20 protein-coding genes are annotated in these 21,076 nt (G+C 71.9%); 10 read left to right on the top strand and 10 right to left on the bottom strand.

Annotated elements, in window-relative coordinates; translation table 11 throughout:
* Positions 1 to 118 precede the first annotated feature (118 nt).
* The 5 genes from ACFVYS_RS18015 to ACFVYS_RS18035 are packed head-to-tail and all read left to right on the top strand — an operon-like array spanning position 119 to position 5,341.
* Positions 119 to 1,471 carry a ferric reductase-like transmembrane domain-containing protein gene (locus ACFVYS_RS18015; RefSeq protein WP_389503053.1) on the top strand — a complete coding sequence of 451 codons (1,353 nt, stop codon included), beginning with the start codon at positions 119 to 121 and terminating at the stop codon, positions 1,469 to 1,471.
* A 19-nt stretch (positions 1,472 to 1,490) separates the two neighbouring features.
* Entirely contained in the window at positions 1,491 to 1,961 is a 471-nt protein-coding gene (locus ACFVYS_RS18020; RefSeq protein ID WP_389503055.1) for an FMN-binding protein, read from the top strand.
* Between the two features lie 58 nt (positions 1,962 to 2,019).
* Positions 2,020 to 3,402, top strand: a complete 1,383-nt coding sequence (locus ACFVYS_RS18025; RefSeq protein WP_020128765.1) for a ferric reductase-like transmembrane domain-containing protein — start codon at positions 2,020 to 2,022, stop codon at positions 3,400 to 3,402.
* 57 nt (positions 3,403 to 3,459) lie between these two features.
* Entirely contained in the window at positions 3,460 to 4,548 is a 1,089-nt protein-coding gene (locus tag ACFVYS_RS18030) for an FMN-binding protein (RefSeq protein ID WP_389503057.1), read from the top strand.
* Entirely contained in the window at positions 4,541 to 5,341 is an 801-nt protein-coding gene (locus ACFVYS_RS18035) for an FAD:protein FMN transferase (RefSeq protein ID WP_389503058.1), read from the top strand. Before ACFVYS_RS18030 ends, ACFVYS_RS18035 begins: the two co-directional genes overlap by 8 nt.
* Before the next feature lie 589 nt (positions 5,342 to 5,930).
* On the opposite strand, the gene ACFVYS_RS18040 is transcribed toward ACFVYS_RS18035, so the two are convergent.
* The 5 genes from ACFVYS_RS18040 to argC are packed head-to-tail and all read right to left on the bottom strand — an operon-like array spanning position 5,931 to position 10,808.
* Entirely contained in the window at positions 5,931 to 6,476 is a 546-nt protein-coding gene (locus ACFVYS_RS18040; RefSeq protein ID WP_020132361.1) for an arginine repressor, read from the bottom strand.
* Between the two features lie 30 nt (positions 6,477 to 6,506).
* Entirely contained in the window at positions 6,507 to 7,694 is a 1,188-nt protein-coding gene (locus tag ACFVYS_RS18045) for an acetylornithine transaminase (RefSeq protein WP_389503060.1), read from the bottom strand.
* The gene (argB, locus tag ACFVYS_RS18050; protein WP_389503061.1) at positions 7,691 to 8,635 is read right to left on the bottom strand and encodes an acetylglutamate kinase; all 945 of its coding nucleotides are present in this window, start codon (positions 8,633 to 8,635) and stop codon (positions 7,691 to 7,693) included. The genes ACFVYS_RS18045 and argB overlap by 4 nt, the downstream gene beginning before the upstream one ends.
* Complete coding sequence (gene argJ / locus ACFVYS_RS18055; RefSeq protein ID WP_389503063.1) at positions 8,632 to 9,783, bottom strand: bifunctional glutamate N-acetyltransferase/amino-acid acetyltransferase ArgJ; 1,152 nt, start codon at positions 9,781 to 9,783, stop codon at positions 8,632 to 8,634. Before argJ ends, argB begins: the two co-directional genes overlap by 4 nt.
* Positions 9,780 to 10,808, bottom strand: coding sequence for an N-acetyl-gamma-glutamyl-phosphate reductase (gene argC / locus ACFVYS_RS18060; protein WP_389503065.1), 1,029 nt, complete (start codon positions 10,806 to 10,808; stop codon positions 9,780 to 9,782). Before argC ends, argJ begins: the two co-directional genes overlap by 4 nt.
* A 126-nt stretch (positions 10,809 to 10,934) precedes the next feature.
* Here argC and ACFVYS_RS18065 point away from each other — a divergent pair, with 126 nt between their 5' ends.
* On the top strand, positions 10,935 to 11,621 hold the full coding sequence (locus ACFVYS_RS18065) for a hypothetical protein (RefSeq protein WP_389503067.1): 687 nt from the start codon (positions 10,935 to 10,937) through the stop codon (positions 11,619 to 11,621).
* A gap of 77 nt (positions 11,622 to 11,698) precedes the next feature.
* On the opposite strand, the gene ACFVYS_RS18070 is transcribed toward ACFVYS_RS18065, so the two are convergent.
* Positions 11,699 to 14,188, bottom strand: a complete 2,490-nt coding sequence (locus ACFVYS_RS18070) for an alpha-L-arabinofuranosidase C-terminal domain-containing protein (RefSeq protein WP_389503069.1) — start codon at positions 14,186 to 14,188, stop codon at positions 11,699 to 11,701.
* A gap of 136 nt (positions 14,189 to 14,324) precedes the next feature.
* On the opposite strand from ACFVYS_RS18070, the gene ACFVYS_RS18075 reads away from it, so the two are divergent.
* The gene (locus ACFVYS_RS18075) at positions 14,325 to 14,786 is read left to right on the top strand and encodes a DUF6314 family protein (RefSeq protein ID WP_389503071.1); all 462 of its coding nucleotides are present in this window, start codon (positions 14,325 to 14,327) and stop codon (positions 14,784 to 14,786) included.
* On the opposite strand, the gene ACFVYS_RS18080 is transcribed toward ACFVYS_RS18075, so the two are convergent.
* The 3 genes from ACFVYS_RS18080 to ACFVYS_RS18090 form a co-directional block, all read right to left on the bottom strand.
* Positions 14,768 to 15,361 carry a histidine phosphatase family protein gene (locus ACFVYS_RS18080; protein WP_362271877.1) on the bottom strand — a complete coding sequence of 198 codons (594 nt, stop codon included), beginning with the start codon at positions 15,359 to 15,361 and terminating at the stop codon, positions 14,768 to 14,770. The genes ACFVYS_RS18075 and ACFVYS_RS18080 overlap by 19 nt on opposite strands.
* Positions 15,362 to 15,589: 228 nt before the next feature.
* The gene (locus ACFVYS_RS18085; protein WP_389503264.1) at positions 15,590 to 16,042 is read right to left on the bottom strand and encodes a GNAT family N-acetyltransferase; all 453 of its coding nucleotides are present in this window, start codon (positions 16,040 to 16,042) and stop codon (positions 15,590 to 15,592) included.
* A gap of 33 nt (positions 16,043 to 16,075) precedes the next feature.
* Positions 16,076 to 17,536 carry a PLP-dependent aminotransferase family protein gene (locus ACFVYS_RS18090; protein WP_389503073.1) on the bottom strand — a complete coding sequence of 487 codons (1,461 nt, stop codon included), beginning with the start codon at positions 17,534 to 17,536 and terminating at the stop codon, positions 16,076 to 16,078.
* Between ACFVYS_RS18090 and ACFVYS_RS18095 the strand changes: the two genes are divergently transcribed.
* The gene (locus ACFVYS_RS18095; RefSeq protein ID WP_389503075.1) at positions 17,535 to 18,521 is read left to right on the top strand and encodes a DMT family transporter; all 987 of its coding nucleotides are present in this window, start codon (positions 17,535 to 17,537) and stop codon (positions 18,519 to 18,521) included. The two genes, ACFVYS_RS18090 and ACFVYS_RS18095, sit on opposite strands and share 2 nt — an antisense overlap.
* 43 nt (positions 18,522 to 18,564) lie before the next feature.
* Positions 18,565 to 18,765 (top strand): DUF1918 domain-containing protein, encoded by a 201-nt coding sequence (locus ACFVYS_RS18100; RefSeq protein WP_020132326.1) that lies wholly within the window; start codon positions 18,565 to 18,567, stop codon positions 18,763 to 18,765.
* A gap of 1 nt (position 18,766) precedes the next feature.
* On the opposite strand, the gene ACFVYS_RS18105 is transcribed toward ACFVYS_RS18100, so the two are convergent.
* On the bottom strand, positions 18,767 to 19,987 hold the full coding sequence (locus ACFVYS_RS18105) for a glycoside hydrolase family 10 protein (protein WP_389503077.1): 1,221 nt from the start codon (positions 19,985 to 19,987) through the stop codon (positions 18,767 to 18,769).
* Positions 19,988 to 20,170: 183 nt separating this feature from the next.
* On the opposite strand from ACFVYS_RS18105, the gene ACFVYS_RS18110 reads away from it, so the two are divergent.
* Positions 20,171 to 21,043 (top strand): 3-hydroxybutyryl-CoA dehydrogenase, encoded by an 873-nt coding sequence (locus ACFVYS_RS18110; RefSeq protein WP_389503079.1) that lies wholly within the window; start codon positions 20,171 to 20,173, stop codon positions 21,041 to 21,043.
* Positions 21,044 to 21,076: the final 33 nt, after the last annotated feature.

The raw sequence follows: 21,076 nt of genomic DNA on the forward strand, positions 1-21,076 counted from the left end.
GAAGGCTCTGAGTTTCCTCTGAGTCCGCCGTGCGGAGCGCTCCTGGGCGGCCGCTCAGAGCGTCCTCAGAAGTTCACCGCGCACAGTTGCGTCCCTGACAGCCGAAAGGACGCACCCCATGACGACCGTGTACGAGCGGCGGCCGGCCCCGGTCGCACCGCCGGATCCCCGGCGCTCCCCCGCGGCCCCGCTCCTCGTCCTGCTCTGGGCCGGGGCCGCGGCCGTGCTCGCCCTGTGGTGGTCCGACACCGGCACGGTGGTCGGTACGGCGGGCTGGCTGACCGGCGCCGGACGGATCGCCGGGCTGCTGTGCGGCTACGCGTGCGCGGTGCTCGTCGGCCTGATGGCACGGGTGCCCCTGCTGGAGCGGCGGATCGGCTCCGACCGGGTCGCCCGCTGGCACGCGATGGCCGGCCGCTACACGGTCTGCCTGCTGCTCGCCCACATCGTACTGATCCTCACCGGGTACGCGGCCCAGGACCGCCGCTCGCTCGTGCACGAGACACTGACGGTGGTCCTCGACTACCCGGAGATGCTCAAGGCGACCGCCGGCACGGTGATCCTCCTCGCGGTCGGCGTCACCTCCGTACGGGCCGTGCGCCGCCGCACCGGCTACGAGTTCTGGTACTACGTCCACCTCCTCACGTACGCCGCCCTGTTCCTCACCTTCGGGCACCAGCTCGCATCGGGCGACGACCTCAGCGGCCACCCGGTCGCCACGGCCGCCTGGTACGCGCTGTACCTGGGGGTCGCCGCCCTGGTGGTGTGGTTCAGGATGCTCGCTCCCGTACGGCTCAATCTGCGGCACCGGCTGCGGGTGGAGTCCGTGCACCGGGAGGCGCCCGGCGTGTACTCCGTCGTCGTACGGGGGCGGCGGCTGGACGAGCTGGGCGCGGAGGCGGGGCAGTTCTTCCGGTGGCGCTTCCTCGGGCAGGGGCTGGGGTGGACCTCGACGCCGTACTCGCTGTCGGCCCCGCCCCGCCCGGACCTGATGCGGATCACGGTGAAGGCGCTCGGCGGGCACAGCGCGGGCGTCGCGCTGCTGCGGCCCGGCACGCGCGTGTGGGCCGAGGGCCCGTACGGGGCGCTGACCGCCGGCCGGCGCACCGCCCACAAGTCGCTGCTCATCGCGGCCGGGGTGGGCGTCACCCCGCTGCGCGCGCTGTTCGAGACGCTGCCGGGCGAGGTCACGCTGCTGTACCGGGCGCGAAGCAGCGTGGACCTCGCCCTGGGCGGGGAGCTGGAGGCCATCGCGCGCCGACGCGGCGCGAAGGTGCTGTACGCGCTCAACGGGCCGCAGGGGCAGCGGCCGAGCATGAGCGCCGAGTCGCTGCGCGGGGCCGTCCCCGATCTGGCCGCACACGACGCGTATCTGTGCGGGCCGCACGGCTTCGCCCAGGACCTCTACGAGGCGCTGCGCGCGGCCGGCGTACCGGACCGGCGCATCCACCACGAGTCGTTCGAACTGTGAGAGCCGGGAGGCCAAGGACATGCACGCGTTGAGGAAGAGCCGTCCGTCGCGCCGGATCGTGCTGGCAAGCGCCGCCACCGTCTCCGGGGTGGTGATGCTGCTGGCCCTGAAGCCGCACACGGCGCCCGAGGTGGCCGCCGCGGTGGCACCCGCACCGTCTTCGAGCAGTTCCAGCGGCTCGAGCACAGGGGGCGGAGGCACCACGGCCACGGGCACCAGGACCGTCACGGGCGAGTCCGTACAGACCCGCTGGGGACCGGTCCAGGTCCGGGTCACCGTGCGGAACGGCAAGATCACGGACGTCACCGCGGTCACCTACCCGCAGGAGAATCCGCGCGACCAGCAGATCAACGCGTACGCGGTCCCGCAGCTCCGGAGCGAGGCGCTGGCCGCGCAGAGCGCGGACATCGACACCGTGTCCGGGGCGACCTACACGAGCGACGGTTACCGCCAGTCGCTTCAGTCCGCGCTGGACTCGGCGGGACTCTGAACGCTCCGTGGCCGGGACCCGTATCTGAGGGCCAAGGGTCCGTATCCACGGAGGAACAGTGACCACGACGATCGCCGGCGGCCGTGCCGCCCGCCGCCAGACGATGCGCCGCATCCGCCCGCGCCGCTCCCCGGCCGTCCCGTTGCTGCTCGCCGTATGGGCGGGCGCGGCGGGTGTGCTGTGGCTGTGGTGGGCGAACACGCCGAACATCGCGGACGACAACAGCAAGATCCTCAACGCGGGACGGATCACCGGGCTGCTCGCCGGGTACCTGATGGCGCTCGTGGTGCTTCAGATGGCACGGGTGCCCGCGCTGGAGCGGCGGGTGGGCTCGGACCGGGTCGCTCGCTGGCACGCGATGAGCGGCCGGTACACGCTCTGCCTGGTCTTCGCGCATGTGTTCCTGATCATGTGGGGGTACGCCCTCCAGGCCGGGAAGACGCTGGGGGACATCGTCCAGCAGACGATCGACTCCATCAACCAGCTGCCGGACATGGGCAAGGCGGCGATCGGCACCGGTCTGTTCCTGCTCATCGGGCTGGTCTCGATCGGACCCGTGCGCCGCCGGATGCCGTACGACACCTGGTACCACATCCATCTGATGACGTACGCGGCCGTGTTCCTGACGTTCTGGCACCAGATCACCACCGGGAACGACTTCGCGATCGAGCCGACCGCGAAGACCGTCTGGTACGCGCTGTACGGCTCGGTCACCGCGCTGGTCGTCTGGTACCGCGTCATCGTCCCGGTCCGGCTCAACCTGCGGCACCGGCTGCGCGTCGAGGCGGTCATCGAGGAGACGCCGGGCATCGTGTCGGTGCTGATCGGCGGGCGCAAGCTGCACCGGATGGGCGCGGAGGCCGGGCAGTTCTTCCGGTGGCGGTTCATGGCGCCGGGGATGCGGTTCAGCTCCCACCCGTACTCGCTGTCGGCGGCCCCCCGCCCGGACCTCCTGCGGATCACCGTCAAGGCGATCGGCGACCACAGTGCGGCGCTGCGCGAGCTGCAGCCCGGCACCAAGGTGTGGGCCGAGGGTCCGTACGGTGCGATGACGGCGTCCCGGCGCAGCCGGGGCAAGGTGCTGCTGGTGGCCGGCGGGGTCGGCATCACGCCGATGCGGGCGCTGTTCGAGACGCTGCCGGGCGCGGCCGGCGACATCACCCTCCTCTACCGGGCCAACAGCACGCAGGACCTGGCGCTGTGGGACGAGCTGGCGAAGATCGCCGACGAGCGTGGGGCGCGGCTGATGTACGCCGTCAACAGCCCCGACGGGGAGCGCCCCGACATCTCGGCGGAGTCCCTCCAGCGGAAGATCCCCGACATCGACAGCCACGACGTCTTCATGTGCGGACCCAACGGCTTCGCCCAAGGGGTGTACGAGGCACTGCGCGGCGCCGGGGTTCCCGCCCGCCGCATCCACCACGAGTCGTTCGAGATGTGAGCGACCCGTACTCACGGGAACCTCGCCACCAAACGGGAATCAGGAGCTCAGGAAGCGATGAGGAAGAGCCACCCTCTTCGGCGCGTCGTACTCGCCACCGCCGCCACCGTGTCCGGGATCGTGCTGTTGCTGTCGCTGAAGCCGTCGTCCGACCCGGGCTCCGCCCAGGCGGCGGGCGCGGGCGCGGCGGCGCAGGAAGCCGCGGCCCAGGGCGGGGCCGGGGCGCCCGTGTCGGGAACGATGACCGGTGACGCGGCGCAGACGCAGTACGGGGCCGTGCAGGTCCGGATCACCGTCGTCAACAACAAGATCACCAAGGCCGAGGCGGTCCAGGCGCCCAAGGGCGGCACCAGCGACCAGAAGACCGCGCTGGCCGTTCCCAAGCTCAACGCCGATGTGGTCGCCAAGCAGAGCCCGGACATCGACACGGTGTCGGGCGCCACGTACACCAGCGAGGGCTACAAGAAATCCCTCCAGTCGGCGATCGACAAGGCGAACGCGAGCGCCGGCTCCGGCGCTTCCCAGGGCTCCGGCAGCGCGCAGGCGTCCGGCACCTTCACCGGGGAAGCGGCCCAGACGCAGTACGGCGCCGTCCAGGTCCGGATCACGGTCGCCGACGGCAAGATCACCAAGGCGGAGGCCGTCCAGGCCCCCAAGGGCGGCACCAGCGACCAGAAGACCGAGCTCGCCGTCCCCAAGCTCAACGCGGCGGCGGTCGCCGCCGGCAGCGCCGACATCGACACCGTCTCCAGCGCGACCTACACGAGCGAGGGCTACAAGAAGTCCCTCCAGTCGGCGCTGGACAAGGCGAAGGCGAAGGCGGGTTCGTCGTCCGGGTCCGGCGACGCGGGGGCCTCTTCGGGGGCCGCGCAGGCCAAGACCGTCACCGGCAGCGCCGCGCAGACGCAGTACGGCGCCGTCCAGGTCCGGATCACGGTCGCCGGCGGCAAGATCACCAAGGCGGAGGCCGTCCAGGCCCCCAAGGGCGGCACCAGCGACCAGAAGACCGCGCTGGCCATCCCCAAGCTCAACGCGGCGGCGGTCGCCGCCGGCAGCGCCGACATCGACACCGTCTCCAGCGCGACCTTCACCAGCGAGGGCTACAAGAAGTCCTTGCAGTCGGCGCTGGACCAGGCCGGTGGCTGACACCGTGGCCGAGTCGGCGCCGGCCCCCGCCGTGCTGCGCCACGCGGAAGAGGTCATGGGGACCGTCTTCTCCTTCGACGTCCGCGGCGGGGAACCCGAGGCGGTGCGGGCGGCGCTGGAGGAGGCGATCGCCTCGCTGCACCGGGTGAACGAGGTGTTCAGCACCTACCGCGAGGACAGCCAGGTGTCCCGGCTGGTACGCGGTGAGCTGACCGTCGAGGAGTGCGATCCGGAAGTGGCCGAGGTGCTGGAGCTGGGCGCCGAGGCGGAGCGGGTGAGCGACGGCTGGTTCAGCATGCGCTACCAGGGCCGGCTCGACCCCACCGGCATCGTGAAGGGCTGGGCCGCCGAGCGCGCGGCCCGGCTGGTCGCGGCGGCGGGTGTGAACGGGGTGAGTGTCAACGGCGGCGGGGACGTGCAGCTGCTCGGTGTCCCCGGGCCCGAGCGGCCGTGGCGGGTCGGGGTGTCGGACCCGCTGCGCCCGGGTGGTCTCGCCGCGGTGGTCTCGGCGGCGGGAGCGGACGAACTGGCCGTCGCGACCTCCGGCACGGCGGAGCGGGGCGCCCATATCGTGGATCCGCGAACGGGCCGCTCCGCGGTGACCGACCTGGTCGCCGTGACGGTGGTGACACCGCAGCTGACCTGGGCGGACTGCTGGGCGACGGCCGCGTTCGCGATGGGCTCGCGGGAAGCGCTGGGCTGGCTGGAGTCCCTGCCGGACGTGGAGGCCCTGCTGATCACGGCGGGCGACGAGGTGCGCTGCACGGGGGGCCTGGCCGGCCGACTCGGCTGAGCCGTGGCCGGCCGACTCGGCTGAGCCGTGGCCGGCCGACTCGGCCGAGCCACAGTCGGCCTGCTCGCTGCCTCGTGACCGGCCTGGGCGGGTGGCGCAATCCCGCGCTGACAGGCAGCCGCCGCGCCCTGTACGGCCGCTGGCGGCACGGGTGGGTGCGGACGGCACGGGTACGTGCGGGCTACACAGGCGGCACGGGTATGTGCGGGCGGCACAGGTGGGCACGGGCGGCACCGGTGGCTGCGGGCAGCAGGGGTGACCGCAGGCAGCACCGGCGACCCCAGCCTGCACCGGTGAGCGCGGGCGGCACACGGGTGGCTGCGGGCGACACGGGTCGGCGCCGTACGAGGGCGACTGAGCAGCGACGGCGCCGGCACTTCCCCCGGAGCCCGAAGCCGTGTCGGTGCGCGGCTCCTCCTCCCGGCGGCGGCGCGACCAGCCCGCGGTCGGCGAACGACCCGAAGAACCCCTCAGCGGCCGTTCAGTGACCGATCAGCGGCCCTCAACGACCATCCAGTGGCCGTTCATCGGCCGTTCAGTGACCGGCCAGCGGCCCCTCGACGACCACCAGTGGCCGTTAAGCCGCCGCTCAGTGGCCGTTCTGGGCAAGCCGCAGCAGATGATCCGCCAGGGCCTGGCCGCCCGTCGGCTCCCTGCTGATCAGCAGCAGCGTGTCGTCGCCCGCGATCGTCCCGAGGATGTCCTGCAGCTCGGCCTGGTCGATCGCCGAGGCGAGGAACTGGGCCGCGCCCGGCGGGGTGCGCAGCACCACGAGGTTGGCGGACGCCTCCGCGGAGATCAGCAGCTCCTGCGACAGCCGCCGCATCCGCTCTTCCTTCGCCGACTCCCCCAGCGGTGCCCGGGGGGTCCGGAAACCCCCCTCACTGGGCACCGCGTAGATCAGGTCGCCGTCGTTGTTGCGGATCTTCACCGCGTTGAGCTCGTCCAGGTCCCGCGACAGCGTCGCCTGGGTGACACTCAGCCCGTCGTCGGCCAGCAGCTTCGCCAACTGGCTCTGCGACCGCACCGGTTGCCGGTTGAGGATGTCCACGATCCGGCGGTGACGCGCGGTGCGGGTCTGCGGCACGGCGGGCCCGCCCGCGCCCGGCTGCTCATGTTCCTGCGCCTGACTCATCGTCGTCTCATTCTCCGGTTCTCCGGATCGTCACTCTCCGCTCGCCGCGGCTGCGTCGAGGATTCCGGGCAGCGCCCCGAGGAACGCCTCCACCTCGTCGTCGCCGAGGTTCAGCGGCGGCATCAGCCGGACGACGTCGGGGGCGGGCACGTTCACCAGGAAGCCGGCCTCCTGAGCCGCCGCCCGCACCTGGGGCGCACGGGGCTCGGTGAGCACGATACCCAGGAGCAGGCCCGCTCCCCGGACATAATCGATCAACGAGTGGCCCGCACCCTCGATCCCGGTCCGCAACTTCTCGCTCTGCCGCTTGACGTTCTCCAGCAATCCCTCGTTCTCGATGGTGTCGAGAACCGCGAGTCCGGCGGCGCAGGCGACGGGGTTGCCGCCGAAGGTGGTGCCGTGGTGGCCGGGCTGGAGCAGCTCGGCGGCGCGCCCGAAGGCGATCGTCGCGCCCAGCGGCAGTCCGCCGCCGAGGCCCTTGGCCAGGGTCACGACGTCCGGCAGGACGCCCTCGTGGGCCTGGTACTCGAACCAGTGCCCGGTCCGGCCGACGCCGGTCTGCACCTCGTCGAGGACCAGCAGCGCGCCGGTCGCGGCGGTGATCGCGCGGGCGGCCTTGAGGTAGCCGGCGGGCGGCACCACGACACCCAGTTCGCCCTGGATCGGTTCGAGGACGACGAGCGCCGTCTCCTCGGTGACCGCGGCGGCCAGCGCCTGCGCGTCGCCGAACGGCACATGGGTGACCTCGCCGGGCAGCGGCAGGAACGGGTCCCGCTTGCCGGGCTGGCCGGTGAGCGCGAGCGCGCCCATGGTCCGGCCGTGGAAGGCGCCCTCGGTGGCGACGACGTGGGTCCGCCCGGTCAGCCGGCCGATCTTGAAGGCGGCCTCGTTGGCCTCGGCGCCCGAGTTGCAGAAGAAGACCCTGCCGTCCCGGCCGAAGTGCTGGAGCAGCCGTTCGGCGAGCGTGACGGTCGGCTCGGCCATGAAGAAGTTGGAGATGTGGCCGAGGGAGCCGATCTGCCGGCTCACGGCCTCGACGACGGCCGGGTGGGCGTGGCCGAGCGCGTTGACGGCGATGCCGCCGACGAAGTCGAGGTACTCCTTGCCGTCGGCGTCCCAGACCCGGCTGCCCGCGCCGCGTACGAGGGGCAGCAGTGGGGTGCCGTAGTTGTTCATGAGCGCGCTCTGCCACCGCGCGGTCAGTTCCTCGTTGCTCATGACGGCTCCCCCTGTGCGTCCGGCTGTGCGGCCGGCTCTGCGTGCGGCTTCTCGTCGGGCACGACCATCGTGCCAATGCCCTCGTCGGTGAAGATCTCCAGCAGGATCGAGTGCTGGACCCGCCCGTCGATGACGCGGGCGGTGTTCACGCCACCGCGCACGGCGTGCAGACAGCCCTCCATCTTCGGGACCATCCCGGAGCTCAACTCCGGCAGCAGCTTCTCCAGTTGGGAGGCGGTGAGGCGACTGATCACCTCGTCGCTGTTCGGCCAGTCCTCGTAGAGGCCCTCGACGTCCGTGAGGACCATGAGGGTTTCGGCGCCAAGTGCCGCAGCGAGTGCCGCAGCCGCCGTATCAGCATTGACGTTGTAGACATGTCCGTCGTCCTGGGAGCGGGCGATCGACGAGACGACCGGGATGCGGCCGTCGGCAAGCAGCGCCTCGATGGCGCCCGTGTCGATCGCGGTGATCTCGCCGACCCGCCCGATGTCGACCAACTCACCGTCGATCTCGGGCTGGTGCTTGGTGGCGGTGATGGTGTGCGCGTCCTCGCCGGTCAACCCGACGGCGAGCGGCCCGTGTTGGTTCAGCAGCCCGACCAGCTCGCGCTGGACCTGCCCGGCGAGCACCATCCGGACGACGTCCATGGCGTCCTCGGTGGTGACCCGCAGGCCGGCCTTGAACTCGCTGACGATGCCATGCTTGTCGAGGGCGGCGCTGATCTGCGGGCCGCCGCCGTGCACGACGACGACATGCAGGCCGGCGTGCCGCAGGAAGACGACGTCCTGGGCGAAGGCGGCCTTCAGGTCCTCGTCGATCATGGCGTTGCCGCCGAACTTGATGACGACGGTCCGGCCGTTGTGCCGGGTCAGCCAGGGCAGCGCCTCGATGAGGATCTGGGCCTTGGGGAGCGCGGTGTGCTTCCGCGTGACGTTGCTCATGAGGAGTAGGCGCTGTTCTCGTGGACGTAGTCCGCGGTCAGGTCGTTGGTCCAGATGGTGGCCGTCTCGGAGCCGGCGGCGAGGTCGGCGACGATGTGCACCTCGCGGTAGCGCATGTCCACCTTCTCGCGGTCCTCCCCGACGCCGCCGTTCTTGCAGACCCAGACGCCGTTGATGGCGACGTTGAGCCGGTCGGCCTCGAAGACGGCCCCGGTGGTGCCGATCGCGGAGAGCACCCGGCCCCAGTTGGGGTCCTCGCCGTGGATCGCGCACTTGAGGAGGTTGTTGCGGGCGATGGAGCGGCCCACCTCGACGGCGTCGTCCTCGCTGGCGGCGTTGACGACCTCGACCTTGATGTCCTTGCTGGCGCCCTCGGCGTCCCGGATCAGCTGCTGGCCGAGGTCGTCGCAGACGGTCCGGACGGCGGCGGCGAACTCCTCGTACCCCGGGGTGACCTCGGAGGCGCCGGAGGCGAGCAGCAGCACGGTGTCGTTGGTCGACATACAGCCGTCGGAGTCGACGCGGTCGAAGGTGACCTTGGTGGCGGCGCGCAGCGCCTTGTCCAGGGTCTCGCTGTCGAGGTCGGCGTCGGTGGTGAGGACGACCAGCATGGTGGCGAGGCCGGGGGCGAGCATGCCCGCGCCCTTGGCCATGCCTCCGACGGTCCAGCCGTCCTTCGTGACGACGGACGTCTTGTGGACGGTGTCGGTGGTCTTGATGGCGATCGCGGCCTTCTCGCCGCCGTGCTCCGAGAGTTGACCAGCAGCGGTCTCGACCCCCGGCAGCAGCTTGTCCATCGGGAGCAGGACGCCGATGAGTCCGGTGGAGGCGACGGCGACCTCACCCGCGCCCAGGTCCAGCACCTCGGCGACCTTCTCGGCGGTCGCGTGCGTGTCCTGGAAGCCCTTCGGCCCCGTACAGGCGTTGGCGCCACCGGAGTTGAGGATCACGGCGGTCACCTGGCCGCTCTTGAGGACCTGCTCGGACCACAGTACCGGCGCGGCCTTGACGCGGTTCGAGGTGAAGACGCCGGCGGCCGCGCGGCGGGGCCCGTTGTTGACCACGAGGGCCAGGTCCGGGTTGCCGTTCTGCTTGATCCCGGCGGCGATGCCCGCCGCCGTGAATCCCTTGGCTGCCGTGACGCTCACGGTGCGACTCCGATCGTGGAAAGCCCGGTGGTCTCGTCGAGCCCGAGGGCGATGTTCATGCTCTGGAGGGCGCCGCCCGCGGTGCCCTTGGTCAGGTTGTCGATGGCGCTGATGGCGATGATCCGGCCCACGGCGGCGTCGTACGCGACCTGCACCTGAACGGCGTTGGAACCGTGGACGGACGCCGTGGCGGGCCACTGTCCCTCGGGGAGCAGATGCACGAACGGCTCGTCGGCGAAGGCCTTCTCGTAGGCGGCGCGGACGGAGTCGGCGGTGACGCCGGGCTTCGCCTTGGCGCTGCACGTGGCGAGGATGCCGCGGGACATCGGCACGAGGGTGGGCGTGAAGGAGACAGAGACCGGCTCCCCCGCTGCCGCGCTCAGGTTCTGGATGATCTCGGGCGTGTGCCGGTGGACGCCGCCGACGCCGTACGGGGAGACCGAGCCCATGACCTCGGAGCCCAGCAGGTGCGTCTTGGGCGACTTGCCGGCGCCCGAGGTGCCGGAGGCGGCGACGATCACGGCCTCCTGCTCGGCGAGGCCCGCCGCGTACGCCGGGAAGAGCGCGAGCGAGACGGCCGTGGGATAGCAGCCCGGGACCGCGATGCGCCTGGACCCCGTGAGCGCCGCGCGGCCGCCGGGCAGTTCGGGGAGGCCGTAGGGCCAGGTCCCGGCGTGCGCGGAACCGTAGAACCGCTCCCAGTCGCCCGCGTCCGTCAGCCGGAAGTCGGCGCCCATGTCGACGACGAGCACCTCCGGGCCGAGCTGCTCGGCGACGGCGGCGGACTGGCCGTGCGGCAGGGCGAGGAAGACGACCTCGTGTCCGGCGAGGACCTCGGGGGTGGTCTCCTGGAGGACGCGGTCGGCCAGCGGCAGCAGGTGCGGCTGGAGCGCGCCCAGTCGTTGGCCCGCGTTGGAATTGCCGGTCAGGGCGCCGATCTCGATCTCGGGGTGCGTGAGGAGCAGGCGCAGCAGCTCTCCGCCCGCGTACCCGCTCGCTCCGGCCACCGCCGCACGTACCACCATGACTCCTCCTCCTGGATGGCATGACTATACGTTTCGCTGCACGTTTATGCAATCCATGCAGGGGCGGGGCCCGCAGCGATCTTTGCCCGGGCCGCGGGGCTGCGTAACCTCGACCCGGTGATCGCCATGACACCGATAACCAGCCTGGACCTGACCGGCTTCACCGAGCGTGAGCCGGGGGTGTGGACCGACGCGGCGGGGCTCGTCCTGTCGGTCCACTTCTTCCCGCTGATCCCGGACCTGCCCGCCGCGCTGCACGAGCCGCAACGGCTCGGGGCGGGGCTCGCGCGGCTCGTGGCCGGAGCCGGTGGCGGGCTGATCGAGGCGGTGCCCGGCTCGGTGGACGGTGTCCCGGCGGTGCGCCAGCTGGTCAAGATGCCGCTGGGCAGCCGGCCCGGGCAGGCGTTCCTCGGCTCCTGGACCGTACCCCGGGCCGGGTCCAGCACGGTCGTGAAGGTGCAGGCCGCCGAGGGCGCCACGACCGGGATGCGGGAGGCCATGATCATGGCGCAGGTGGGTCCGGCCGAGTACTTCCGGCCCGACCCCTACGCGGAGGGGCAGCCGGGCGGGCAGACCGGCGGTCTGCCATACCACGTCGGCGACCACGAACAGTGGGACGCCGGGTTCCCCGACCATCCGCTCACCCTCGTGCGCGCCGCCCTGCACCGGATCACGCCCACGATCGCCTTCGACGACCGCTTCAAGGCCCTGCCGCCGTTCGGCGGGCCGGACGCCCCGCAGTCGCCGCCGCAGTCGCTGCCCCACCTGCCGCCGCCCAGGCGCGGCTGGTTCCGGCGCCGCAAGGACGCCTGAGGGGCACGGGAGGCCCGGCGGGTACGGGCCGCCGTGGCCCGCACCGGCCGGGATCCGCCGGGGTCCGCCGGAATCCGCTACCGCTGCCTGATCCGCAGGAAGGTGATCGAGTTCGCCGGGAAGGTGTAGGTGAACTCGCCCGCCACCCCGGTGAAGGTGGAGGTCACCGGCGCGACCGCGGTCGCGGCCTCCGTGTTGACCGCGTCCGGCGCGGCGGCCAGCGTGGTCACCTTCGCCTTGGACGCGACCTTGGCGCCGCCGAGGTCGATCGCCGTACGGGCGTCCGTGGACTGGGCGTTGACGACCTTGACGATCAGATCGCCGGTCTTCTTGTCCTTGGTGACGACCTGCCGGAACGGCTCGGCCGGCTTGTCGTCGGTGAAGCTGCCCCACTCCTGGCCGTCGAGGTAGAGGGTGACCTGGCGGCCCCGCACCTTCACGTCGATGTCGTAGGCGCGGCCCGTCTCGACGGACCCGGCCTTGGAGACCAGCGTCGACTTGCCGCCGTCCACGGCCTGCTCGACGGCGGACTGGGTGTTGTTCCAGCCGCCGAGGTTCCACCAGTAGTAGTTGCCGGTGTCCTTGACGCCGAAGGCGACCAGGAAGCCCTCCTTGCCGGACTTCTTGGTGGCCTTCACATGCAGGTCGTAGTCGTGCCAGCCGACGTCACCGGCCGAGACCATGGTGTTCTCGGCGGCGGTGTCGGTCTGCACGTACTGCCCGTCCTGGAGCGACCAGCTGCCGCCGCCCGTGTGCGTCCACTGCGAGGCGTCGCCGGAGAAGTCGTCGCCGAGCAGCGCGTTGCCGTCCGCGTCGGTCACCTTCACGTCGTCGTACGCGGCGCCGGTGGCCCAGGTCGACAGACCGACGGCGCCGGTGATGGGGCCCTGGAGGGACGGGGTGCCGGTAGCCGTGGACGGTACCACCCGGTCGCCGACATTGGTCATGAACAGCTTCTGGACCTCGTAGTTGGCCGAGTTCCAGGAGGCGTGGTTGTTGAACCACACCAGGTCCGGGCTCCACTGCACATAGTCCTCGTTCGCGAACAGCGGCGCGTAGGAGGCGAGCTTGACCACGTCCGCGTTGCGTTCCAGACCCGTCATGAAGGCCGCCTCGGCCAGGCCGTTCTTGAAGGCGTTGCCCCAGGAGGCGTACTCGCCGAGGAAGACCTTGGGGCCGCTGCGGTCGTAGGTGTCGTAGCGGTCGTTGTTCTGCAGGAACCACTGCGGGCTGTTGTAGTAGTGCTCGTCGACCATCGCGACATCCGCGTCCCGGTTGAGCTGCCAGGCCGTGTCGAAGGTCGAACCCGCGTCGTCGGGACCGGAGTTGGAGATGACGGTGATGTCGGGGTACTTCGCCCCGATCGCGGCGCGGAACTGCTCGAAGCGGGCGAAGAACTCGGCGGGCAGGTTCTCCTCGTTGCCGACCTCGAGGTGGGTGAGGTGGAAGGGCTTGGGGTGGCCCATCCGGGCCCGCTTCTTGCCCCAGGTGGACGTGACCGGGCCGTTGGCGAACTCGATGAGGTCCAGGGTGTCCTGGATGTGGCGCTTCAGCAGCGCGTCGTCGACGACGGCCTGGTTCTGGCCGCAGCCGGTGACCAGGGCCGGCACGACGGGCAGCGGCATAGCGCCGATGTCCTCGGCGAAGCGGAAGTACTCGTAGTAGCCGAGGCCGTAACTCTGGTTGTAGCCCCAGAAGTTGGAGTTGGTGGCGCGCTCCTCGACGGGTCCGACGGTGTCCTTCCACTGGTAGGAGCGGGCGCGCTGCCAGCCGGAGGCCTCGCTGTAGTCCTGCATGGAGCCGGTGTTGACCAGACAGCCGCCGGGGAAGCGCACGAAGCCCGGGTCGAGGGCGGCGATCTTCTCGGCGAGGTCCTTGCGCAGGCCGTTGGGCTCGTTCTTGTACGTGTCGCGGGGGAACAGGGACACCATGTCGAGGGCGGCCGCGGCCGAGGAGGCCACCGACAGGCGGCCGTCACTGCTGGTGCGGGTGGCGGTGAAGGCCGCCCGGTACTGGACCCAGCCATCGCCGCGCACGGCGACCCTGCGGGCGGTGGCCAGCGCGCCGTCGGCGTCCTGGAGGCCCACGGTGAGCGTGCTGCCGCTCTCGGCGCGGGCCCACACCGAGAAGTCGTACCTCTTGCCCTGCTCGACCCGGACACCGGTGTTGTAGCCGGCGTTGGTCACGGAGGAACCGGCGCCCAGGGAAAGGTAGTTGCGGTTGCGGTCGTTGAGCCGGCCCGCGTCGTCCAGGACCTGCGCGGTGCCGTCGACCGTCCAGGAGGTCAGCGGGGTGTACGACCGGTTGTCGACGGTGGAGTACTCGAAGGACCGGTTCTGCACGAGTTCGGCGTACAGGCCGCCGTCGGCCGCCCGGTTGATGTCCTCGAAGAAGACGCCGTACATCGTGTCGTCGATCTTCGCGCCCTTGGCGGTGGGGTCGACGGTGATGGCGTAGTCGGTCACGGCCTCGGCGTGCGCCGGGACGGGGACGAGGACGGTGGCCGTCAGGAGGGCGGTGGCGGTGAGGCCCAGTCTCCAGCGGGTGCGGGTGGTGCTGCGTGACATGAATACTCCGCGGCTCGGTAAGGCGAGTTGTTCGAAATATCAGACGGTGATCAGCACTTCGAACGGCAAGATAGGGAGGGGGCCGGGACGCGTCAATGGGGCGTGCGGCAGCGAAAGTGTCGGAAGCGAGGAACGCATGGACGAGTTCCGGCCAGTGCCGGACGCCCTGGCCTACCTCCGGGGAAGCTGGCGGGTCACCCGGTCGGTACGGGACCGGGCGAGCGGCGCCGAGGGCCGCTTCGACGGGGTCACGATGTTCAGCGCACTGGACGGGGGCGAGGCCGGCGGCGAGAGCGGGCTGCTGCACCGGGAGTCCGGCACGTTCGTCTGGCTCGGTGTCCCGCGGCCCGCCGAACGCACCCTGCGCTTTCTGCCGGGGCCGACGCCCGGCACGGCGGACGTGCGGTTCGCCGACGACCGTCCCTTCCACGACCTGGACCTGACGACCGGACGGCACATCGCCGACCACCCCTGCTCCGCCGACCTCTACCGGGGCGAGTTCACCGTCCGGGACGCCGACCACTGGCGGACGGTCTGGCGGGTGGCGGGCCCCGCCAAGGACCTGACGCTCACCACCGACTACGCACGGCTGGGCTGAGCCGAGGCCCCTTCGAGGCGGAGGTTCCAGCGACCGGCCCGGCCGGTGACCGTGGTCGTCGACAGCGGACGCACATCAATGTTCCAGTACGTCGCGGGCGGCGCCTTCAGCGCGTACACCAGGGCCGCGCGGATGACGCTCGGCTCGGCGACGGCGACGATCCGGCCGCCGTCGCCCACCGGCCGCGTGTCGAGCCAGCCGGCGACCCTGGTGATGAACGCGAACAGCGACTCGCCGCCGTGCGGGGTGGCGAGCGGATCGGCGAGCCAGGCGTCCACGGCCTCCGGCTCGCGGGCCATCGCCTCGCCCAGCGTGAAACCGCGCCAGCGGCCCATGTCGCAGTCCCGCAGGGCGAGCTGCACCAGCGGGGCGTAACCGAGCGCGTCCCCGGTGGCGCGGCTGCGCGGGGTCGGTGAGCAGTAGCGCAGCTCGGCGGCCGCGAGCGGCAGCAGCGCGTCGGCCACCTGCAACACCTCAGCCCAGCCGTCCTGGTCCAGCGGCCGGTCGTCCTCGAAGCGTTCCGCGAGCAGCGCGGAGCTGCGAGCGGCGGCGACGAACGTGACCCGAAGTGGCATGCGGTGATGGTGAGCCGCGTAACTGCGCAGGTCAAGAGCTGTCGGCCGACGGCCGGAAGAAAACTGACCGACGGGTCAGGACCTGCCGGACAAGTCGCCAGAAAACCGTGTCACCCACACGGTGTCCGGATCACGCCGTCCCCCTCGCGCCGCCCCGCGCACGCGGATCGACCCATCCCGGCCCGCTCACGCCGGCCCGCTCATCCCGGCGCGCTCATGCCGGGGCGCTCACGCGGACCCGGGCTTCGCGAAGATCAGTGCCATCCACTGGTCCGGCTTCTCCAGCGCCTCGAAGCCGACCTGCCGGTAGACCCCGTGCGCGTCGTGCGTGGCGAGCAGGATGCGGCGCAGCCCGTACGCCCGCAGGTGGTCGCGGACGGCGGCGACGAGAGCCGTCCCGAGACCCTTGCCGCGCGCCGCCGGGTCCACGTAGACGTCGCACAGCCACGCGAACTCCGCGAGGTCGGTCACGACCCGCGCGTAGGCGACCTGCTCCCCCGACGCGGTGTCGTAGACGCCGAAGTTCAGCGACCCGGCGATCGCCCGCTCCTGCCTCTCCCGCTCGCGTCCGAGCGCCCAGTACGCGTCCGTGGACAGCCACTGGTGCACCCGCGCGACGTCGACGCGGGCGGAGTCGGCGGAGATCTCGTAGCCCTCGGCGAGGGGCGGAACGGCGTTCATGGCATTCATGGCCGGATCCTCACAGGACGGCGTTCATGATGTCGAACGCTTTCCGGGGAACACCTCGTCGCACGCCGACCGCAGCCGCCGCACTCCCTCCGCGATCTCCTCCGTCCCGGCGACGGCCGCGAAGCTCAACCGCACATGGGCGGCCGGGGGTTCGGCGCTGAAGTAGGGGCGGCCGGGGGTGAGGGCGACCCCCGCGCGCAGGGCGGCGGCCGTGAACGCGCTCTCTCCCCGGGCGCCTTCGGGCAGCCGCAGCCACAGGTGGTAGCCGCCGGACGGGATGTGCGGGAGGGCCAGTTCGGGCAGCCGCAGCCGCAGCGCGGCGGTCATCGTGTCCCGCCGGACCCGCAACTCGGTTGCGACGGACCGCAGATGACGCGGCCAGGCGGGCGAGCCGACGAGTTCGAGGGCCGCTTCCTGCAGCGGGCGGGGCACGAAGAAGGTGTCGACGACCTGAATGGCGCGCAGGCGTTCCAGGACCGGCCCGCGGGCGGCCAGCGCGCTCACCCGGAAGCTCGGCGAGGTCGCCTTCGTCAGCGAGCCGACGTGCACGACGACGCCGTCGGGGTCGTCGGCGGCGAGCGGGCGCGGCAGCTGCCCGGCGTCCTCGTGCGCGAGCCGCCGCACGAAGTCGTCCTCGACGACGAACGCGCCGGCCTCCCGCGCGATGCGCAGCACCTGCGCGCGCCGATCCGGGGCGAGGACGGCGCCGGTCGGGTTCTGGAACAGCGGCTGGCAGACAAACACCCGGGCGCCGGTCGCCCGGAACGCGTCGGCGAGCAGCTCGGGCCTGACTCCGTCCGGGTCGACCGGGACCGGTACGGGGCGCAGTCCCGCCGTCCTGGCGATCGCGAGCATGCCCGGGTAGGTGGGCGACTCGACGAGCACCGGCGCCCCGGGCGGCGCGAGGGCGCGCAGGGCGGTGGTGAGCGAGGTCTGGCCACCGGCGCTGACCAGCACCTCGGCCGCGGTGATGGAGCCGCCGATGGTCCGCGCGAACCACTCGCGCAGTTCGGGCAGACCCTCCATGGGCGGCCTGCCCCATGCGCCCGGCCGCCGCCCGGCCCGGGCCAGGGCCGCGGCCATCGCCCGCTCCGGCTGGAGCGAGGGATGCAGATAGCCGCCGTTGAACTCGATCACGCCGGGCGGCGGGGCGGCCAGCGACACGGTCACGCCCGAGGCGTCCACCGAGCGCGGGACGAGGTCGGCGGCGCCGTCCGCGCTCAGCGCGATCTCCTGCCAGGAGGTGTCGCCCGCGGGGGCGGCACTCGCCCTCGCCGGCCGGGCGCGGAAGGCGCCCGCACCGGGCCGGGTGACCACCAGCCCCTCGGCGGCCAGCTGCGCCAGTGCCCGCGAGACGGTCACCGGGCTCACCCTGAACCGTTCGACCAGGGCTCGGCTCGACGGCAGCTTTCCACCAGGAGAGTAGCGGTCGAACTCCTGCCGCAGCCGATCCGCCAGCTCACCCACACTGCTACGCTCTTGCATGAAGCCACAGAGTAGCGCTACCGACCGGCCCGCGATAGCGGTCAGCACCCGGTCCGACACCCCGGCCGGCACCGGGGGCGACGTCCCGGCCGGTGCTCCCGCGGGAACCCCCGTCGGCGCGCCCCAGGCGAGCGGCCGCGGTACTCTCCTGGCCGCCCTCGGTGTCGTCGCCTTCTCCCTGACGTTTCCCGCGACCGCCTGGGGCCTGGAGGGGTTCGGCCCCTGGTCGCTGGTCGCCGTGCGCAGCGTCCTGGCCGCGCTGATCGCGGGCGGGTGCCTGCTGGCCCTCCGCGTTCCGTCGCCGGCCCGGCGGCACTGGGCGGGCCTCGCCGTCGTGGCCGCCGGGGTCGTGGTCGGTTTCCCGCTGCTCACCACGCTCGCGCTGCGGACGTCCACCACCGCGCACGCCGCCGTCGTGGTCGGCCTGCTGCCGCTGACGACCGCGCTGCTGTCCGCCCTGCGCATGGGGACCCGCCCCTCCCGCACCTTCTGGGCGGCCGCGCTGGCGGGTGCCGCCGCGGTGGTGGCGTTCACCGTGCAGCAGAGCGGCGGGGCCCTGACCACCGCCGATCTGTATCTGTTCGGGGCGCTGCTGGTGTGCGCGGCCGGCTACACCGAGGGCGGCCGGCTGGCCCGGGTCATGCCGGGCTGGCAGGTCATCGGCTGGGCGCTGGTGTTCTGCCTGCCGCTCACGGTGTTCGGCGCCGCGTTCGCCCTGGCCCATGAGCCGGTCCACCTGACCGCGCACAGCGTGGCCGGGCTGCTGTGGGTCGCGGCGGGCTCGCAGTTCCTCGGCCTGGTCGTCTGGTACCGGGGGATGGCGCTCATCGGCATTCCGAAGGCCAGCCAGTTGCAGTTGGCGCAGCCCCTGCTCACACTGGTGTGGTCGGTGCTGCTGCTGGGCGAGCACCTCACGCCCGCCGCTCCGCTGACGGCCGCCGCCGTGCTCGTGTGTATCGCCGTCACGCAGCGGGCGCGCGGCTAGCCACGGCAGACGTACCGTCGCACCCGGTGAGGAGGCCCCGCAGATGCGCGCAACCAAGGGCGACCAGTTCGTCCAGCACGGCAGGGTGGTCGGCCAGCACGACAAGGTCGGCGAGATCGTCGAAGTCATGGGCCAGGGAGGAAATCCCCCGTACCGCGTCCGCTTCACGGACGGGCATGTGGGCGTGTGCTCGCCCGGCCCCGACACCGAGATCCGTCACAGGACGGCCGAGGAACAGCGGTAGATCAGCGCGGGGGCTCCGCCGGCTGCCGGTAGTGGTCGGCGACCACCCGCGCCATCGCCCCGATCCGGTCCGTCCGCACGTCCTTGGCGGCGAAGAAGACATGCCCGCGCACCTGTGGATGGGCGGCGGCCAGATCGAGGTGGTCCGACAGCTCGGCCGGGTCCTGCCAGGCCGCGGGCTGCGCCGGGTCGCCCGCCCGGTACAGGGCCTCGCCGAGATACAGCCGGGTGCGGCTGCCCTTCGCCACCTCCGCCCACCAGGGCACGAGCTTGGCGTAGTCGGCGACCGAGAGCCCGATGTTCCAGTAGAGCTGCGGGACGATGTAGTCGATCCAGCCCTCCCGCACCCACTTCCGGGTGTCCGCGTGGATGTCGTCGTACGACTGGAGCGCCCGGGTGTCCGAGCCGCGTGAGTCGGTGGAGGCGTTGCGCCACACCCCGAAGGGGCTGATCCCGAACTGGGTGGTGGGCCGTGCCGCCTTGATCCGGGTGGCCGTCTCCAGCACCAGCTTGTCGACGTTGTCGCGCCGCCAGGCCGCCCGGCTGGGGAAGGCGCCGCCGTAGGTGTCGTACGCGGCCCCGTCGTCGAAGGTCTGGCCGGCCACCGGGTACGGATAGAAATAGTCGTCGAAGTGCACGGCGTCCAGGGGGTACTTCCTCACGGCGTCGAGGATCGCGTCCTGGACGAAGGCGCGGACCTCGGGCAGACCCGGGTTGTAGTAGAGCTTCCCGCCGAAGGAGACCACCCACTGCGGGTGCCGACGCGCGGGGTGGGAGGCGACGAGCTTGGAGGGGTCGTCGTGGGTGGCGACCCGGTAGGGGTTGAACCAGGCGTGCAGCTGCAGGCCCCGCGCATGTGCCTCCGTGACGGCCGTGCCCAGCGGGTCCCAGCCCGGTGACCTGCCCTGGGTGCCGGTGAGCACCTGCGACCAGGGCTCGTACGGCGAGGGCCACAGCGCGTCGGCCGTGGGCCGCACCTGGAAGATCACCGTGTTGAGCCGCCGGCTCACCGCCAGGTCGAGCATGGCGATCAGTTCGGCACGCTGGGCGGCGGCAGTCAGGCCGGGGCGGGACGGCCAGTCGCGGTTGGAGACGGTCGCCAGCCACATCCCCCGCATCTCGGTCGCCGCCCGCCGTTCCCTCGCGGGAGCGGCCGCCGCGCCCGTCGTGGTGAACGCCGACAGCGCTGCCAGCGCGAACGCCCGCCGGGTCAGTCGACCCATCGCACACATCCCCACACACTCTGCGGATCCGCTCGGTCACGGATCGTTTCGCGCTCCAGCATGCCTCCACCCCGGCGATCGATCATCGATACTTGCTAGTAACGTGCACGATCGGAGCAGGGGCGGCCGGGACCCGGCAGACCTGCCCCGGCCATCTGAGTCAGCGCGGCGAAAGGGACTGATGTGACGGGCACCCCAGCGGGAGATCTCTCACGGGTCGGAGTGGTGGGCTGCGGCCAGATGGGGGCGGGCATCGCGGAGGTCTGCGCCCGCGCCGGTCTCGACGTCAAGGTCGCCGAGACCACCGGCGAGGCCCTGGAGATCGGCCGTACCCGGCTGTTGAACTCCCTGGCCAAGGCAGCCGAGCGCGGCAAGATCTCCGAGGAGGAGCGGGACGCCACACTCGCGCGCCTGAGCTTCACCACCGATCTCGGCGAGTTCGCCGACCGTGACCTGGTCGTCGAGGCCGTGGTCGAGAACGAGCAGGTCAAGACCGAGATCTTCCAGGTTCTCGACCAGGTCGTGACCCGTCCGGACGCGATCCTCGCCTCCAACACCTCCTCCATCCCGCTGGTGAAACTGGCGGTCGCCACCTCGCGGCCCGACCACGTCGTCGGCATCCACTTCTTCAATCCGGCCCCGGTGCAGCAGCTCGTCGAGCTGATCCCGGCGCTGACCACCTCCGAGGGCACGCTCAGCCGGGCCCAGCTGTTCGCCGAGAAGGTGCTGGGCAAGCACGCGATCCGCGCCCAGGACCGGTCCGGTTTCGTCGTCAACGCACTGCTGATCCCCTATCTGCTCTCCGCGATCCGGATGTTCGAGACGGGCATCGCCAGCCGCGAGGACATCGACAACGGCATGGAGATGGGCTGCGCCCACCCGATGGGTCCGCTGAAGCTGTCCGACCTGATCGGTCTGGACACCGTCGCGTCGGTGGCGCAGAGCATGTACGACGAGTACAAGGAGCCGCTGTACGCCGCTCCCCCGCTGCTCCAGCGCATGGTGGACGCGGGCCGGCTGGGCCGCAAGACCGGCTCGGGCTTCTACGCCTACTGATCACCCACCGTGTTCCCCACGGGCCCGGCGCTC

The organism is Streptomyces sp. NPDC058295 (assembly GCF_042880655.1).
GTDB classification, from domain to species: Bacteria; Actinomycetota; Actinomycetes; order Streptomycetales; family Streptomycetaceae; genus Streptomyces; species Streptomyces coriariae.

What these genes read in the sequence shown, in the direction of transcription:
- ACFVYS_RS18045 (WP_389503060.1), bottom strand. Translation starts at nt 7,694, where the DNA reads ATGAGCAACGAGGAACTGACCGCGCGGTGGCAGAGCGCGCTCATGAAC.
- ACFVYS_RS18105 (WP_389503077.1), bottom strand. Translation starts at nt 19,987, where the DNA reads ATGGGTCGACTGACCCGGCGGGCGTTCGCGCTGGCAGCGCTGTCGGCG.
- argC (WP_389503065.1), bottom strand. Translation starts at nt 10,808, where the DNA reads ATGGTGGTACGTGCGGCGGTGGCCGGAGCGAGCGGGTACGCGGGCGGA.
- ACFVYS_RS18080 (WP_362271877.1), bottom strand. Translation starts at nt 15,361, where the DNA reads ATGCCACTTCGGGTCACGTTCGTCGCCGCCGCTCGCAGCTCCGCGCTG.
- argB (WP_389503061.1), bottom strand. Translation starts at nt 8,635, where the DNA reads ATGAGCAACGTCACGCGGAAGCACACCGCGCTCCCCAAGGCCCAGATC.
- ACFVYS_RS18030 (WP_389503057.1), top strand. Translation starts at nt 3,460, where the DNA reads ATGAGGAAGAGCCACCCTCTTCGGCGCGTCGTACTCGCCACCGCCGCC.
- ACFVYS_RS18095 (WP_389503075.1), top strand. Translation starts at nt 17,535, where the DNA reads ATGAAGCCACAGAGTAGCGCTACCGACCGGCCCGCGATAGCGGTCAGC.
- ACFVYS_RS18065 (WP_389503067.1), top strand. Translation starts at nt 10,935, where the DNA reads ATGACACCGATAACCAGCCTGGACCTGACCGGCTTCACCGAGCGTGAG.
- ACFVYS_RS18015 (WP_389503053.1), top strand. Translation starts at nt 119, where the DNA reads ATGACGACCGTGTACGAGCGGCGGCCGGCCCCGGTCGCACCGCCGGAT.
- ACFVYS_RS18070 (WP_389503069.1), bottom strand. Translation starts at nt 14,188, where the DNA reads ATGTCACGCAGCACCACCCGCACCCGCTGGAGACTGGGCCTCACCGCC.
- ACFVYS_RS18020 (WP_389503055.1), top strand. Translation starts at nt 1,491, where the DNA reads ATGCACGCGTTGAGGAAGAGCCGTCCGTCGCGCCGGATCGTGCTGGCA.
- ACFVYS_RS18085 (WP_389503264.1), bottom strand. Translation starts at nt 16,042, where the DNA reads ATGAACGCCGTTCCGCCCCTCGCCGAGGGCTACGAGATCTCCGCCGAC.
- ACFVYS_RS18100 (WP_020132326.1), top strand. Translation starts at nt 18,565, where the DNA reads ATGCGCGCAACCAAGGGCGACCAGTTCGTCCAGCACGGCAGGGTGGTC.
- ACFVYS_RS18040 (WP_020132361.1), bottom strand. Translation starts at nt 6,476, where the DNA reads ATGAGTCAGGCGCAGGAACATGAGCAGCCGGGCGCGGGCGGGCCCGCC.
- ACFVYS_RS18075 (WP_389503071.1), top strand. Translation starts at nt 14,325, where the DNA reads ATGGACGAGTTCCGGCCAGTGCCGGACGCCCTGGCCTACCTCCGGGGA.
- ACFVYS_RS18090 (WP_389503073.1), bottom strand. Translation starts at nt 17,536, where the DNA reads ATGCAAGAGCGTAGCAGTGTGGGTGAGCTGGCGGATCGGCTGCGGCAG.